The sequence below is a fragment of the Chryseobacterium shigense genome (genome assembly GCF_014207845.1).
Taxonomy (GTDB): Bacteria; Bacteroidota; Bacteroidia; order Flavobacteriales; family Weeksellaceae; genus Chryseobacterium; species Chryseobacterium shigense_A.
This window is the reverse complement of the sequence record NZ_JACHLC010000002.1, coordinates 256274-271089: the sequence shown is the minus strand read 5'-3', so window position 1 is coordinate 271089 and position 14816 is coordinate 256274. Positions and strand designations below refer to the sequence as shown.

The following is a 14816-nucleotide window of genomic DNA, read 5'->3' as shown; positions in this document are numbered from 1 at the left end:
GGGTTTTATTTGTATGATATGGGTAAAATATTTTCTGTCTGCTGATCAAGAGGTTTCAGAAACTGATCCAGAAGGGTTCTTCCGTTCCTGATATGGATTTCTATTTCCGGTTTTCTTTCAGCTTCGTATTTTCTGAAAGCTTCAGAGGTGTTTTTTTCTGAAGTTAAATATTTCGTCAGTGTAAACGAATCTTTTAGTGCGGAAGTTACACCCTGGCTTGTAAAAGGAATGAGCGGATGGGCTGCGTCTCCTATGAATACAATATTGTCTTTGTAAAAAGGATTAAGTTTTTCAAGTTCATATACTCTCCACAGATGAACATTTTCGTAATTTGATCCTTTAACAATAGAAGATACCATCGGATCCCAGTTGTCAAAAATTTCAAACATATAGTTTTTCAGGCTTTCAGCAGAACATTGTTCATTGATCCTGTATTTTTCGTTGTCGAACTGAGAGTACCACAGGACCGTATCTTCGGAAAGCTTAAGAATTCCGAAACTCAGGCCACCATCTTCATGATGATATTTCATAAAATTATCCTCCAAACGTGCTGCAACATCTCTGCATCTGATGATGTTGACGACTTCATTTTCCCGGACGCTTTTCATGGTTTCTCCTTTGAATATTACCCTTCTGATGCGGCTTTTGGAACCGTCTGAAACGATGGCTAGATTGGCATCTATATAAGTCCCATCCTGCTTTTTCAGTTTTCCTTTCTGAATGCTGCACGGAGTTACTGTTTCTTCATATGAGATCTTTTCTGCAGGAATATTCCGGGCGAGGATGTCAATCAGAGAGCTTCTTGAAATAACAAAAACATCATGGAGATCCTTTTCAGCAAGTACTTTCCCTGTATGTGAATACCGGATGTATTTCTTTAAAAAATTACCCTGCTTAAAAAGAACGGAAGGTTCAACGATCTGCGAAAGATATTCTATTCCCTCTTTCGGAAGCAGAAAGCCATGACCGGTAAGATCATCTTTTTTTCTTCTTTCGTAAATGTGATAATCTAATTGGTGTTTTTCCAGATAATTCGCTATGCTTAAGCCGGAGATGCCGGCGCCCACGACAGCAATTTTGTTCATTTCGGAATAATGGATTTTTTCAGTTAGTGTTTTAGTTTACAAATCTGTAAACTATTGTTTTGACATGTGCAAATGTAAATTAAAAACACTCATTAATTGGAAAAAATAATTGAATATGATTTAAAATTAAATGAAAAGCATAATGCTTTGTTGGTTTTTAAAAAACTGGAATTAATTTTTTTCCCCAAAAGCAGATAGATCAAAAAACCGGGAAATAAATCCCGGTTCTGTTTTTATGCTTCTTCAAGCTGTACTGTAAAGTGTCTTAAAAGGTCAGGTTCCCAGGTAATTTTATATCCTTTGGAAATTTCATCACGCCTTTCGTAAACGTTTTTGATTGCTGCTGCAATATAATCCATATGATTATTGGTATATGTTCTTCTAGGAATGGCAAGACGTACCAGTTCCAGCTTAGGATAGCGGTTTTCCCTGGTTTCAGGATCTCTGTCTGCCAGTAATGTCCCGATTTCTACTGTCCTGATGCCTGCTTCCTTGTAGATCTCAAGTCCTAAAGTCTGTGCCGGATATTCCGCTCTGGACACTTTTGGAAGGAAATTCAGGGAATCAATGAAAACGGCATGCCCGCCAATTGGTTTCTGAACAGGAATACCATATTCAATCAGTTTGTTTCCAAGATATTCAACCTGTGAAATTCTGCTTTCAAGGTAGGCAAATTCAGTAGCTTCATCTAAACCTACAGCCAAAGCGGCCATATCTCTTCCGGCCATTCCTCCGTAAGTAATAAATCCTTCGTAGATAATGGTAAAATTGGATGCTTTTCTGAAAACTTCTTCGCTGTTTAAAGCAATGAATCCTCCGATATTTACCAGACCGTCTTTCTTGGAGCTCATCGTCATTCCGTCTCCGTAAGAGAAAATTTCTTTACAGATTTCCTTGATGCTTCTGTTTTCCTGGCCCTGTTCTCTTTTCTTGATGAAATAAGCATTTTCTGCAAACCTGGCTGAATCAAAGAAAACAGGAATTCCGTATTTATCGGAAAGTTCTTTTACCGCTTGCATGTTTTCCAGAGAAACGGGCTGCCCTCCGGAAGAATTGCAGGTAATGGTGATCAGGCAAAAAGGGATATTCTCTTTAGGATGGCTTTTATAAACCTCTTCTAATTTTTCCAGGTCGATATTTCCTTTAAAAGGATGAAGGTCATTAATGTCAAAAGCTTCGTCAATGGTACAGTCAATTGCGTGGGCTTTTCTGAACTCGATGTGGCCTTTGGTAGTATCGAAATGTGAATTTCCGGGAACTACATTGCCTTCTTTAACAAGAACGGAGAAAAGAACGTTTTCTGCGGCTCTTCCCTGGTGTGTAGGCAGTAAATATTTAAATCCGGTGATTTTTTCAACGGTATTCTGTAGCTGTTCAAAAGAACGGGAACCTGCATAGCTTTCATCTCCCGTCATCAGTGCGCCCCATTGCCTGTCGGACATGGCTCCTGTACCTGAGTCGGTAAGAAGGTCAATGAAAACCTGTGATGATTTCAGGTTAAAAAGATTATAACTTGCTTCTTTAAGCCACTGTTCTCTTTCTTCTCTTGTAGACTGGCGGATTTCCTCCACCATTTTGATACGGAATGGTTCCGCGTACGGTAATTTCATGCGTTAAAATTTTTTATCAGGTTGTTTGTAAAGAAAATCTTGTTTGAAAATAATTTCAAATCCATCAATGTATATTTAAAGAAACGGAAGGGTTTATTCCGGAGCCTTAAATATATTGTCATCCGAATGGAAGCCGGCGACACCACCGCTTACTGCAAACTTCATGGCAGAAGCAGCAGTCATTCCCACTACAGGTTTGATGTTTTTTTCTTCAGTAACAATTACCCATCCTGAAATAGCATAGGAATGGGGCAGATATACCGCAACGTAATTGTGCTTCTCAACGTCCGACATTTCTTTTTGGGTCAGGAAACCAATTCTCCATATCTCAGGATTTTCATTGGTTTTTACCCAGACCGGATCGTTGAATTTTTTTTTGTCTCCCACAAATGAGGACATAACGTCTTTTGTAGGGGTATAAATATGTTTTACTCCCGGAGTTCTTTCCAGAAGGCTGTCCATCGTATCAAAAAAGAATCTTCCCACTACAAATTTATTTCCAAGATATCCCAGAACCGCAGTGATAAGTATGGTTGAAACAAAAACCAGCCCGGGAATTTCTTTGGCAACGGAAGGAATGATATTGTCAATAGCGCTTACAATATACCAGATCACAAAGATGGTAAGCCCTATTGGTCCAATAATAACCAGTCCCTGAAAGAAATTTTTCAGGAAAAAATTGGCAATATTTTCGAAGGTTAGTTTTTTCAACTTGGATTTTTACTTTTATATTTTAACCGTGAATGGTTTCTTTATTTCCGTATGATTTGATGATGCCTGCTTCGTATTCCAGCCATGCATCCCAACGGCTGTTTACTTTTTCGGGATCTCCAAGCTGTCTTGCAAATCCTATAAATGTGGTGTAATGGTTGGCTTCGGAGATCATCAGCTCTTTGTAGAATGCTTTAAGTTCTTCATCTTTTATATTTTCGGTAAGAACTTTAAATCTTTCACAACTTCTGGCTTCAATCATGGCTGCGAAAAGCATTTTATCCACAATTAGATCCTCCCTGCTTCCCTGGATAATAAATTTAGCCAGTTCATTTACGTAATCATCCTTTCTTGGCCTGCCAAAAGCATAGCCTCTTTTTTTGATGATCTCATGAACCTGGTTAAAATGATCCAGCTCTTCCTGCGCAATGGCGAGAAGCTCTGTAACAATTTCAGGATATTCCGGAAGCATGGTAATTAAACCTATCGCATTTGTTGCTGCTTTTTGCTCGCACCATGCATGATCCGTTAAAATTTCTTCAATGTTTCCCTCAGCAATATTTGCCCACCTTGGATCGGTAGGAAGTTTCAGCTTAAACATGCTTTGAATTTTTTGTAAAATTAAAATAAATTGCAATAAGAAAGCTTATTTTATTTCAAATTGGTATCTAAAGTATCAGGAAGCAGTCTTTTTCCTTAAAAATTCCAAAATTTTCCACCCAAGATCGTCCACTTTTTTTAATCCTGCTGCAATAGCGAAAGCTAAGAGTATATTAATTATATAAATAAGGATCATAAGCAGCCACCACGGCATATTTTCCTGTAAAGAAACAACAATGAAATACACAAGGGATGAGCTTATTCCCTGGGCAAAATAAAAAAAGATGGCGTTCTTACCAATGTGGGTAACGAAATTTTCTTTTGTGATTTTTAACCTGTTGTAGAGTACAAACAATGTAGTTAATGAAAACAGGGACCAAATGATATAAGGGATTTTTGGAGGGAATTTATTTTTATTGATTTTGTAAAAGATCTCGTTTCCGTAATACCAGAACATCCAGATTAAAGCTGCTGCAACTATTGTGTAAAGTACAGGAATAATTTTTGCAGGTATTTTTTTACCACGCATTCTGTTTGCAATTAGGAAAACGGCAAGATAAAAAGCGACATAACCTACCTGTCCTCCCGGATAATATTCCGGAAAAAGATTGAATATTAAAGTTAAAGCCAGGCAAAGTCCTATGAACCAGTTGATGTGCTTTGGGAAAAATCGCAGGATCAGGGCTCCGAAAACAGCCAGGATGAAATAAACTTTAAGGTACCAGAAGCTTCCCATTACAACAGGGAAAGTGTCTGCATTGGTGTATTGATGGAGATACCAGTTTCCCAGGTTCTGCCATTGTGGAATATCTGAAACACCTGTGGCTGCATATTTTGACCCGAAAGTTGAATAAAATTTCTGAAGCCATTCCACAGAGAAGAACGTTAATCCGAAAACTTTGAAAAAATAATCAAGAAGGAACAGGAATGTTACAAAGATCATATAGGTGATCTGAAGTTTTAACAGCCTGTAAAATGTCTTTTCAACATTGGATCCGGAGGTGATTCCGCTTAGGGCATAAAAAAGGGCGACATCAAATACCAGAGAAAATACCCTGACTTCTGCCGGAATGTAAAACTGGCCTGACCAAAATGCTGTGTGGATGAATATGATGGAAAGAGTTGCCATTCCTTTGGCAAAATCAATGTAAAGGTCTCTGTTCATTATCGTAGGATCTGGTTCAAAAGTAAATAAACTTTGGGACATGTATCAAATAAACTAAAAGAGACAGAACATTGCTGCCTGCCTCCTTTGTTAAATATGCTAAAATGAATGTTTACTGAAGTTGTTTAAATTCTTCTTCGGAAATTTCTCCGGTCTGGATTTTTTTAAGTTCATCCATATATTGGCTCATATAAGCATCAATCTCCGGATTAACAGAATTTTTACCCATTTTGTAAGTTCCGTTTAATACTCCCTGATAATAATAGAAGAAATTATAGTCGAAGTTGGCTGCTGTAAGATCATACTGTCCAAGAAGGAATCCTAAACGTACTGCGGATCTTCTCTGCGGAGGTGTTCCATGGTGGTTGGAGCTTGTAGTCTGGTAATCTCCGATGCTTTGTGCAAATTCATAAGCGGCGGCAATTTCTGAGAAATTGGTCTTGTTGTATCCGTTTGGTCTTCTCAGGTAATATCCGGCAAAGCCGTCTGCTTCCAGTTCATTTGGTCTGGCTGTAGATTCACTTACAGAAGGAAGCCCGAAAATGTACTGTAACTGGTGGCCATATTCATGGGCAAGGATCATGGCATTTACAATATCTCCTCCTTTATTTTTGGCATCAGCGTAAATAGCATAGCCATAATAAATTTTTCCTGTAGAGTAGGAGATGGCGTTGTAAGTAGAGTTGAAATTGGAAGGGTCATCTACAAATCTCAGGGTTGGATTGCTTCTTCCCCAAAGACTTGCAATTTTGGTCATCTGGGTATTCATGAAATTGGTGTCTGCTGTGTTCTGAAGACCGGTTTTCAGTACTGAGGTTGAGCTCCAGTATTGATCTACGTAAGAACAGGTCTTTTCAAGCTCTCCCGGCTGTTCGATCTTTGCGTTTGCAGACTGGGATTCAGGAAGAACAGATTCTTCCATTTTGTCATCACGGCACGCTGATAATGAAAAAGCGGCAATGGCTCCTGCCAATAAGCAGAATTTGAAGTTTCTTTTCATATAAAATTTTTTTGGTGATAGCGAAGATATAAATTATCTCTTAATTATGAGCACTTTAATGTTAAAAATTATTCAAAATATAGTGAAATGATTTTTTATTGTGTTTTTACTGAAAAAATACGATACTGATTGTAAGCTATTTAGAAATTAATTCATATATTTGCACCTCGAAATAACTAAAAATTTATAAACAATGTTTGCAATTGTAGAAATAGCAGGGCTTCAATACAAAGTTGAGCAAGACCAGAAGTTGTTTGTAAACCGTTTAAAAGGAGAAAAAGGAGACAAAGTTTCTTTTGATAAAATTCTTCTTACTGTAAACGGTTCAATCACTGTAGGCGCCCCAGCTGTAAGCGGAATCACTGTAGATGCAGAGATCCTAGACCACGTAAAAGCTGATAAAGTAATCGTTTTCAAAAAGAAAAGAAGAAAAGGTTACAAGGTAAAAAATGGTCACAGACAATCTTTAACTCAAATTAAAATCACTGGTATCACTGGTTTTGACGGAAGTTCTAAGAAAGCTGCTGCTAAAAAAGAAACTGTGAAAGCTGAAGTTCTTTCAGACAACGCAACTGTTAACTTTGGTGAAGATCATGAACTGAACTATCACTTAAAGAAAAACAACTTGTCTCAGTCTAAAGAAAACAGAGAGACTTTAATTACTTTAGGTAAAGCAGTTAAAGTTGAATTAGAAAAGAATGTTCTTACTCATGAAGAAGTAGATGCTGCTATCATCAAGAACATCGATCAATTTAAAGCACTTAACAAATAATCCAGTAATAAAATGGCACACAAGAAAGGAGTCGGTAGTTCCAAGAACGGTAGAGAATCTCACTCTAAAAGATTAGGTGTGAAGATTTTCGGAGGACAAGATGCTATTGCCGGAAATATTATTATCAGACAGAGAGGTACGCAACACCACCCAGGTGAAAATGTGGGTATTGGTAAAGACCATACTTTGTTTGCACTAGTAGACGGTAAAGTAGTTTTCAGAAAGAAAGCAAACAACAGATCTTTCGTATCTGTAGAGCCAAACGCATAATTAATTTAGCGTTTTATAAAATGTAAACCTCAGCATTGCTGAGGTTTTTTTGTGCTTGTTATGTGGGAGGAAAATATTTTCGTTAATATTCTGGTTGTAGTGAAATATTTATATATTTGTCAACTGTCAGATTATATATCATGTAAGCGGCAGATAGAAGTCGGTGATGAATTAAAGCAAAAAGGGTTGAAAATGTATCAATGAATGTGCTTTTGTATGTCCTTCTTCAACAAATGCTTGTGGAGAATGAGTGATGCTCATGGACTGCACAACAGAATTTAAATGTCCTGATATGGTCATGGATCCCAGATCCGTGCGGATGTTAAAAATAGATAAGTTATTGAAAACGATCCCTGGTATTAGCCGGGGATTTTTAGATTAAAAAAAGCTCCTTATCATTTGATAAAGAGCCTGTGTTTTAAAATCCTACCTGGAATCCTGCTTTTATTCCGAATGTTGAAATATCCGGCCTGTCGAGATAATTTCCTCTCCAGTTGAAATCTACCCTGAATATTCTCAGGTTTCCGATTCCGATGTTCTCAATTCCGAATCCGTATTCATAATAGATTTGTTCGCTTGGCGCTGAATATTTGAATCCTTCCACGTTAATCGCTTTAGAAGCATCGCTTAAAGTTCCGTATGCAGTTCTTATGAAGGCGATTTCCCTAAGTTTCAGTTTTTTGATTAAAGGGATGAAGGAAAGTATTTTTCCGTTGAAGTGATGCTCGAGATGTAGTGTTGTATAGGTGTCTGCTACAAATTCATAATAATTAAGCTGTGCAAATGTATTCTGTGCAAGACTGTACGACTGGTTTCCCGGAACTACGTTCTGAAGAGCCAGCGGAACAGTGTCAAATGTTTTTCCTGCCTCAAAGTTGACGATGGTCTTGCCCCAGCTTCCGATTAATATTGGCTTGTAGAACATAAACTGAAGCCTGTTGTAATTGAAATCACCGTTAAAAAGACCTTCAATTCCTCTGGTATACTTTAATATAATAGTAGGTGCCAATGTTCCGTGTTCATAGCGGTCAACACCTGTCTGGGAGAATTTGGCTCCCGGTCTTGCAATTAAACTTAAGGTAACGTGAGAGTCGTTCAGGGTTTTTCTAAGATTGCCGTTTTGGTAATACATTAAGCTGAATTTATCCGGATTGGCAGATTTTATACTCTGTAATGTTCCGTCTACCCTTATCTGGAAATTTTTCCACGGCTCGATAGAAGCGAAAATATTGGTTTTGTTGATGGAGCTTAAAGAAGCATTTTCACCTCTTGCAAAAAGGGTAGATGAAGCAAAGGTACGGGCCATAATTCCGTCGTCGGTAGTAAGCTGTACGCCCAGCTGCTCAATATCTCTTTTTGTTCCGGCTCCGATCATGAATCTGTTCACCCTGTTGAACATGTAACGGGCTTCCGCTCCATATTTAACCTGCTGATCCTTGAATCCATACGCTGTATAAAACTGAACTCTCCACGGGTCGTTTTGCCCGAAATAAGTTCTTGCTCCAAGTCTTATTCTGTCTCCTTCCACTTCATTTTTACCGTAAATAGAGAAGATAGGGCCTATGTCAATACCTTTGAAAGCGTTGTAGTATCCTGAAGCAAGTGTTTCGTAAATTTTAACGATACGGTTGAATTTTGGGGTCTGTTGAAGTCTGTCAAGCATTTCATAAACGCCCTGTTCGGATTTGGATAATGAATCGGGTCTTGCTTTTACCCAATAGGCATCATCTTTATCAACAAATTTGTCGTCATATTCTTCCTGTTTACGTGTAAATACTTTATCGTCAAGAGGTTTATTGAATTCGTATTGCGAGTAATCAACCGAGCGTTTGGCTATAATACTTTTGGAGGTCCTTTTTTTTGCAAAAGGAGTAAGTTCTATTTCTGTAATGAATTTTTTAGGTAGGAAGGTGTTTTCATCGGGATTATCATATTCCAGTTCTGTAGAAATGCTGTTGATGAAATTAACGTTGATCTTCTGTGTAGATTTTAAAGTAGCCCCTAAGACAGCATAGTTGTCTGTATCTATATAAAGATAGCCCTGGAAAGCCAAGACATCTTTTCTTTTGGGCTGGTATCTTATTTTATAAGCATTTTCGCCGTGGATGGAAATGGTATCTGTTAAATTATAATCATATGTACTGAAACCATTTGTTCCTACAGGGCTTGGAAATCCGATGTCGAAGTAATTTAATGTGTTATCGTAAATATTGATATCCCTGTAAAGGTTTTTTGCTGTAATGGTAATTACCTGGTTATCCTGGAACCCGGATGTCTTTTGGGCAACAAGTAATCTTTTTGTCTTTTTCCCCGGTTTGTTTTCCCCGTAGTTTTCATAGATAGACTCATTCAGGAATACAGGAAGACCGATTTTTCCACTGGCGGTGGAGTCTGCATAATCAAAAATAAAGTCAAGTTTATTAAAGATCTTTTTACTCATAAAGGCACTGTCCAGGTTGTTGGCATCAAACTGGATCTTCTCATATTCTTTATAGGTATAGGTGTCGAATTTCTCTAAACCGTTGTTCCGTTTTCTTTTCCACACTTCCTGCATGATGGCATAGGCGGGATTTTCTTTTTTGTTTTTGTATTTGGGTTTTTCGTTGTGGATAACAATTTCGCCAATGCTGCTTACTTTTTCCTGTGAAAGCTGCACGAAAACATTGGCTGCGTTTTCGGGAGTAACAGTAACGGTTTCAGTGGAATAATTCTTCTTCGAAAATTTTAGTTTATAAATAATACTGTCGGACTGAACACTGAAGTTTCCCAAAGTGGTTTTCAAAAAAGGTTCAGTATTATCATTAATAAAGATATCTACACCGGAAACTTCTTTATTGGTTTTGGCATCTGTAATTCTCCCGTTCGCTGTGTTCTGTGCATATGTAAGGCAGGATATAAAGAACAGAAAAAAGAGATTATAATATTTAGGGTTTTTATTTAACATCATTTGTTTCTTCAAGCAATTAGCACAAACAAAAAGCGTGCTGTTTATTTAAAAAAGATCATATTTTTTTACGTTTTTCGTAAAAAATCACAAAACTGCAAATGTAATGAAAATAACAGTAAAAGATTATGGCAATTAGTGGATTGGTGATAATAGATTTTTAGGTAAAGCAGGGAATGTTAATAAAATGGATCTATATAAAAAAGACCCAAGGAGAATAGATGATTGATTATTTATAACTAACAGTTTTTCCACAGTTTACTTATGACTTTTAATGCTTTATTAATAGGTTTTCCATAAGTTTTTAACAGGTTATGCAGTGTTGTATTCTGCTTTTAAAGATGTTTCTCATAGTGTACTAATAGGCTATTAATATTTTTTCCACAGGTTATTAACAGTTGTATTTATTTTGTTTTCAATTGATTATTCAATTTTGTAATACTTTTTCCACAAATATTTAATAGAAAGTTGATGCATTAACTGAATTATTCAATAACAGCTGTTATTAACATATTCATTGTTTTGTGGAAAAACTGTTAATTATGGGCGTAGTTATGATAAAGGAAAAAGACCATGATCCTGAATTTATTGCTGAAGCTATGCTGAAAGAGTGCTTTTTGTTATTCCGGTAAAAAAACTGGCAGCATGAAAAAAATAATATCCATCATAAAAGGAATTTTATCTAACCCGTACTGAATAAATATTTTATCGATCTAAAGAATATTATCCCGGACTATTAAATTTTACACAATATTAGATTATCTGAATATGATTGTGCTTTAAAACAGATATAACAAAGATATAACATTTGTGGATTTTAGTATGCTGGAATAATGACCCGAACAACTTGCAATGTTTTGATTATTAGCTTTTTGTAAAGTGTTATATACGTGTTATATCCACTATTTTGCAGGAGTATTGTTTGCTGTTGTAATATTGTCGGATCAAATTGTATGGTTCCCTAAGCAATTACCTCACGGGATTTTCAAATCAATTTTAATAAAAATAACACAATATGAAAAAAACATTATTTCTACCGGCATTATTTGCCTCTATTGCTGCATTCTCGCAGATTGGAATTAATACATCCTCGCCGGCGGCCACATTGGATATTACTGCAAAGAATGCAACAGGTACTTCTGCCAATGTAGATGGACTTCTTGTTCCAAGAGTTGACAGACAAAGGGCACAAAGTATGGTGAATGTGACTAACTCTACACTGATCTATGTAAACGATGTTACCACTGGTACACAGACGGGAACTGCTACAAACATAGATGCCGTAGGTTATTATTATTTTGATGAGACCAATGTATGGACGAAGTTAAAAGAAACAGGAGTTTCAGCAACTGGTATCAATATTTACAATAACGATGGTACGCTCATCTCTAATCGTACAGTAAATATGGATGGAAGAACGCTCAATTTTGTAGGAAATACGATTGACAGCAGAATAGGAATAGATGGATTAGACAGTCGCGCAAAGCTTAATGTAAATGGCTATATACAATTTTCACAAGATTCTGATTGGGGAGTGGGAAAAGCCTTTGTTGTTGCTGGTCAAAAATATGGTTTAACCCAGGTTGGAAGTCCTCAGGTAGGCACAGGCAACTCTCCAGGAACGAGAATTTATACATCAGGTGCGAATACCCAAGGGCACATATCGTTTGGTAAATATATAAGTGATACAGCTTTTACCGAATGGGCGCGTTTTGCACATAATACAGGTAATTTTGGAATTAATACTTCAGTACCTACTGAAAGACTTCATAACAATGGTAATGTAAGGCTGCAAGGATTGCCATTGAATGGTGCAATTAATGCAATCAATACAACATCTGTAGGAGGTGTGTCTTCAAGCCAGAACCAGACTTTCACAGCAACCAGAACTTTGGTATCAGATACAAATGGAGTATTAGGTTATATATCTGGTGTACCCACTATAACCGAACCTGGTTCTCAAACTCTTAATTATGCCAGAAGTGTGACAAGTCCTATTAATTCAAGTACTCCTGCAAATTCAGAGGTAACTATTGGGAATATAAGTATCCGGTTTAACGGTACAAGTTCCAGTGCCGCCAATATAGAGTATAAAGTATCTCAATCCAACCATGTAACAATATTGTATCATAAAGGAGGAAACGGAGGTACAAATTTAGAGGAATGGGGCAGACAGGCCTCGGTAGCAGGAACTTGGTATAGTTTTACAGGAGAGATTGGAAATGCAACAAGAGACATAAACCCAAGTAACAGAGATATAGCCTATGCTATTATAACTCTTCATAACTCAAAAGATGTTTATAGAGTGACAGCAAATGTTAATGGAGACATAGCAGCCAGTGGATCTGTACCATCTGTAGCATCTTCGGTAACTTTGTTTGTAGAAAAATTTAGCTTATAAAAACTTAACATAAAAACAACGATGAAAAAAAAATTTTTAAGTTTATTTTCTTTGACACAAATTCTATTTGCCTATTCTCAAGTCGGGATTAATACTTCCAACCCACAAGGGGCATTTAACGTTGATAGTTCAAAAGATAACGCAAGTTCTGGAACACCGTCTCTCACGGAGCAATTGAATGATTTTGTAGTAATTCCTGGCGGGAATGTTGGGATTGGACTGACTAGTCCATCTTCAAAATTAGAGATCAGATCTGGAACTACAGGTGTTTCCGGATTGAAATTTTCTAACATGAACTCATCAACTGCACCCAGCTCTGGACAGACATTAGGAGTGGACGCTAGTGGTAATGTTATTACAATTCCTAATGCTGCAACTGCTAGTGTAAGTACACAAGAAGTATCCATTGGAGGTAGCGGTCCTGCACAGTCTTCAAATAAGTTTGATGTAAATGATACTGGGTGGACAACCGTGAAAAATTCCAACCAAACAGTGATCGTTCCGGCTGGAGGAAGAGCTGTATTTATAAACTTTATGCTTGGTATAGATTATATTTCAAATCCCCCAGGTGGTGGAGGCGGATATTATACGGCAAAGCTTTATATTGATGGTGTTGCGACAAATGTATTTTTGACAGCACAAGAGCCAACATACGGAGCACAGGCTCAGTTTTCATTAAGTACTGTTAAAGCTTTAACGGAAGGTAGCCATACTATAGAGGTGAGAATGTCCAGAACATACAATAACGGTACTACAGCAGGAGCAGAAATGACCTGTGCTATGATGTCAATGAGTTTAAATTCAAGCTACATAAACTAGTGAGAATTTTTGAAAGGTGATATAGCCCAGATGCGAATGTGTGACCAAACTTCAATCGAAAAAACATTATAAAAAGACAAGATGGGGATGAGAATTTATATTAATCCTCAACCATTCTACTCAAATTCAATGACTTTCTGTCTTTTCTTTTTTAGTGTTTATAATTTTTAAAACAATCATGATACTGAATAATAAGAAAGTAATAAATGTCTATATATGGACATTGACAACGGCTGTTATTGGTAGTTTTCTACTTTTTCTTTTTATCATTTTTTTTACGTTCAATGTTCAAAAAGAATGGGTTATGCTATGGTTGTCTGGGGTTTTCACTTGTCTGGGGAGTTTCATATTGTTCCGGATAAGATGTTTTCAGTATGAATATTTCAAAGAATTTATGACGATTCGGATTTTTCACCCATGGGAAAAAGAATTGATCCCTCCTTCCGTCGAATTGCCAAAAGGCTACATAAAAGATTATCTCATCCAGAAAAAAAAATGGGGTTATACACTGCGGATTATGATAGAAACGGGTGATGGAAGAAACAAAAGTAGACAGTATACGATGTTTGGTTTCAAAGACAGCCAGATAATGCTACTAGAACTATCCTTAGAAGATCTAAAAAAACTCTAAAAAAACTCTAATTAACACAAATGATTAGCACCCGGTATTATTCTATGGTGTGAGGTTATGTAGAAGATACTAAGAAACGAAATAAAGAGATTCTATTAACACAAATGATGAATCCTTCTGTACCCTTTACGGAGTGAAGCTCTGTAAAGGGTACTTAAAAATCACGAAAGGATATTGTGAAAAAACTGGGCACAGCTTTTTTATCAAAACAAGATTATTGAATTTTTATCCAATAGCAGGAATTGTTAACGGAACAGAAAGTGCTTCCCCAAGTAAATAGGCTGAGTATTCAAAGCTTTCGCCTGGCAGTATTAAAAACAAAAAATTTAAATGAACTTTAAAGAAATACATATTGGCAGCTTAATCCATCAATGTATTACGGAAAGCGGGATAGAGAGATCCCGTATCTGTAATTTTTTAGGCTGCTCAGAACAGGATGTTGAGAATATGATTGAATCTGAAAGCCTGGATGCCAATCTGCTGCTGAAATGGTCAAAACTTTTAAAATATGACCTTTTTAGAGTTTATAATCAGCATCTTATCCTATTTGCTCCATCTTCAGCAAAAACTGCTGTTTCAAAAAATGAGAAAAGTACACTGCCTCAATTCAGGAAAAATATTTACACCAAAGAAATTATTGATTTCATTTTGGAGCAGATAGCCACAGGAAAAATCACTAAACCCGAGGCGATAGAAAGATATGGAATTCCCAAAACCACATTGTATAAATGGATCAGTAAGTATGCGATATAGTCGTATACTTGAATAGAAACTCAACAAACGTATCATTATCTATTATTTATAACAT

12 protein-coding genes are annotated in these 14816 nt (G+C 36.8%); 5 read left to right on the top strand and 7 right to left on the bottom strand.

The annotated features are described in order from the left end of the window. Window positions 1–5: 5 nt before the first annotated feature. The 6 genes from HNP36_RS10990 to HNP36_RS10965 all read right to left on the bottom strand — a co-directional run bounded on the left by HNP36_RS10990 (window position 6) and on the right by HNP36_RS10965 (window position 6171). Window positions 6–1085 carry an FAD-dependent oxidoreductase gene (locus HNP36_RS10990; protein WP_184163027.1) on the bottom strand — a complete coding sequence of 360 codons (1080 nt, stop codon included), beginning with the start codon at window positions 1083–1085 and terminating at the stop codon, window positions 6–8. Window positions 1086–1318: 233 nt separating this feature from the next. Next, window positions 1319–2695, bottom strand: coding sequence for a tryptophanase (locus HNP36_RS10985; protein WP_184163024.1), 1377 nt, complete (start codon window positions 2693–2695; stop codon window positions 1319–1321). Window positions 2696–2788: 93 nt separating this feature from the next. After that, window positions 2789–3406 (bottom strand): DUF502 domain-containing protein, encoded by a 618-nt coding sequence (locus HNP36_RS10980; RefSeq protein WP_184163021.1) that lies wholly within the window; start codon window positions 3404–3406, stop codon window positions 2789–2791. A gap of 22 nt (window positions 3407–3428) precedes the next feature. Further along, window positions 3429–4007 carry a tRNA-(ms[2]io[6]A)-hydroxylase gene (locus HNP36_RS10975; protein WP_184163018.1) on the bottom strand — a complete coding sequence of 193 codons (579 nt, stop codon included), beginning with the start codon at window positions 4005–4007 and terminating at the stop codon, window positions 3429–3431. A 75-nt stretch (window positions 4008–4082) separates the two neighbouring features. After that, complete coding sequence (locus HNP36_RS10970; RefSeq protein ID WP_184163015.1) at window positions 4083–5171, bottom strand: acyltransferase family protein; 1089 nt, start codon at window positions 5169–5171, stop codon at window positions 4083–4085. A 112-nt stretch (window positions 5172–5283) separates the two neighbouring features. Beyond that, window positions 5284–6171: a metalloprotease gene (locus HNP36_RS10965; protein WP_184163012.1), complete on the bottom strand. Its 888-nt coding sequence runs from the start codon at window positions 6169–6171 to the stop codon at window positions 5284–5286. A gap of 193 nt (window positions 6172–6364) precedes the next feature. On the opposite strand from HNP36_RS10965, the gene rplU reads away from it, so the two are divergent. Both rplU and rpmA read left to right on the top strand, forming a co-directional pair. Further along, window positions 6365–6943, top strand: coding sequence for a 50S ribosomal protein L21 (gene rplU, locus HNP36_RS10960; RefSeq protein WP_184163009.1), 579 nt, complete (start codon window positions 6365–6367; stop codon window positions 6941–6943). A 12-nt stretch (window positions 6944–6955) separates the two neighbouring features. Then, window positions 6956–7213, top strand: coding sequence for a 50S ribosomal protein L27 (rpmA, locus tag HNP36_RS10955; protein ID WP_027383144.1), 258 nt, complete (start codon window positions 6956–6958; stop codon window positions 7211–7213). A 418-nt stretch (window positions 7214–7631) separates the two neighbouring features. Here the strand turns inward: rpmA and HNP36_RS10950 are convergent, their stop codons facing one another. Further along, window positions 7632–10160: a DUF5686 family protein gene (locus HNP36_RS10950; RefSeq protein ID WP_228456348.1), complete on the bottom strand. Its 2529-nt coding sequence runs from the start codon at window positions 10158–10160 to the stop codon at window positions 7632–7634. Window positions 10161–11172: 1012 nt separating this feature from the next. Here HNP36_RS10950 and HNP36_RS10945 point away from each other — a divergent pair. The 3 genes from HNP36_RS10945 (at window position 11173) to HNP36_RS10935 (ending at window position 14761) form a co-directional block, all read left to right on the top strand. Beyond that, window positions 11173–12558, top strand: coding sequence for a hypothetical protein (locus HNP36_RS10945; RefSeq protein WP_184163005.1), 1386 nt, complete (start codon window positions 11173–11175; stop codon window positions 12556–12558). A gap of 291 nt (window positions 12559–12849) precedes the next feature. After that, window positions 12850–13377, top strand: coding sequence for a hypothetical protein (locus tag HNP36_RS10940; RefSeq protein WP_184163002.1), 528 nt, complete (start codon window positions 12850–12852; stop codon window positions 13375–13377). Window positions 13378–14338: 961 nt separating this feature from the next. Beyond that, window positions 14339–14761: a transposase gene (locus tag HNP36_RS10935; protein WP_184162999.1), complete on the top strand. Its 423-nt coding sequence runs from the start codon at window positions 14339–14341 to the stop codon at window positions 14759–14761. Window positions 14762–14816 lie beyond the last annotated feature (55 nt).

What these genes read in the sequence shown, in the direction of transcription:
- HNP36_RS10975 (WP_184163018.1), bottom strand. Translation starts at nt 4,007, where the DNA reads ATGTTTAAGCTGAAACTTCCTACCGATCCAAGGTGGGCAAATATTGCT.
- rpmA (WP_027383144.1), top strand. Translation starts at nt 6,956, where the DNA reads ATGGCACACAAGAAAGGAGTCGGTAGTTCCAAGAACGGTAGAGAATCT.
- HNP36_RS10950 (WP_228456348.1), bottom strand. Translation starts at nt 10,160, where the DNA reads ATGATGTTAAATAAAAACCCTAAATATTATAATCTCTTTTTTCTGTTC.
- HNP36_RS10940 (WP_184163002.1), top strand. Translation starts at nt 12,850, where the DNA reads ATGAACTCATCAACTGCACCCAGCTCTGGACAGACATTAGGAGTGGAC.
- HNP36_RS10935 (WP_184162999.1), top strand. Translation starts at nt 14,339, where the DNA reads ATGAACTTTAAAGAAATACATATTGGCAGCTTAATCCATCAATGTATT.
- HNP36_RS10945 (WP_184163005.1), top strand. Translation starts at nt 11,173, where the DNA reads ATGAAAAAAACATTATTTCTACCGGCATTATTTGCCTCTATTGCTGCA.
- HNP36_RS10985 (WP_184163024.1), bottom strand. Translation starts at nt 2,695, where the DNA reads ATGAAATTACCGTACGCGGAACCATTCCGTATCAAAATGGTGGAGGAA.
- rplU (WP_184163009.1), top strand. Translation starts at nt 6,365, where the DNA reads ATGTTTGCAATTGTAGAAATAGCAGGGCTTCAATACAAAGTTGAGCAA.
- HNP36_RS10990 (WP_184163027.1), bottom strand. Translation starts at nt 1,085, where the DNA reads ATGAACAAAATTGCTGTCGTGGGCGCCGGCATCTCCGGCTTAAGCATA.
- HNP36_RS10965 (WP_184163012.1), bottom strand. Translation starts at nt 6,171, where the DNA reads ATGAAAAGAAACTTCAAATTCTGCTTATTGGCAGGAGCCATTGCCGCT.
- HNP36_RS10970 (WP_184163015.1), bottom strand. Translation starts at nt 5,171, where the DNA reads ATGAACAGAGACCTTTACATTGATTTTGCCAAAGGAATGGCAACTCTT.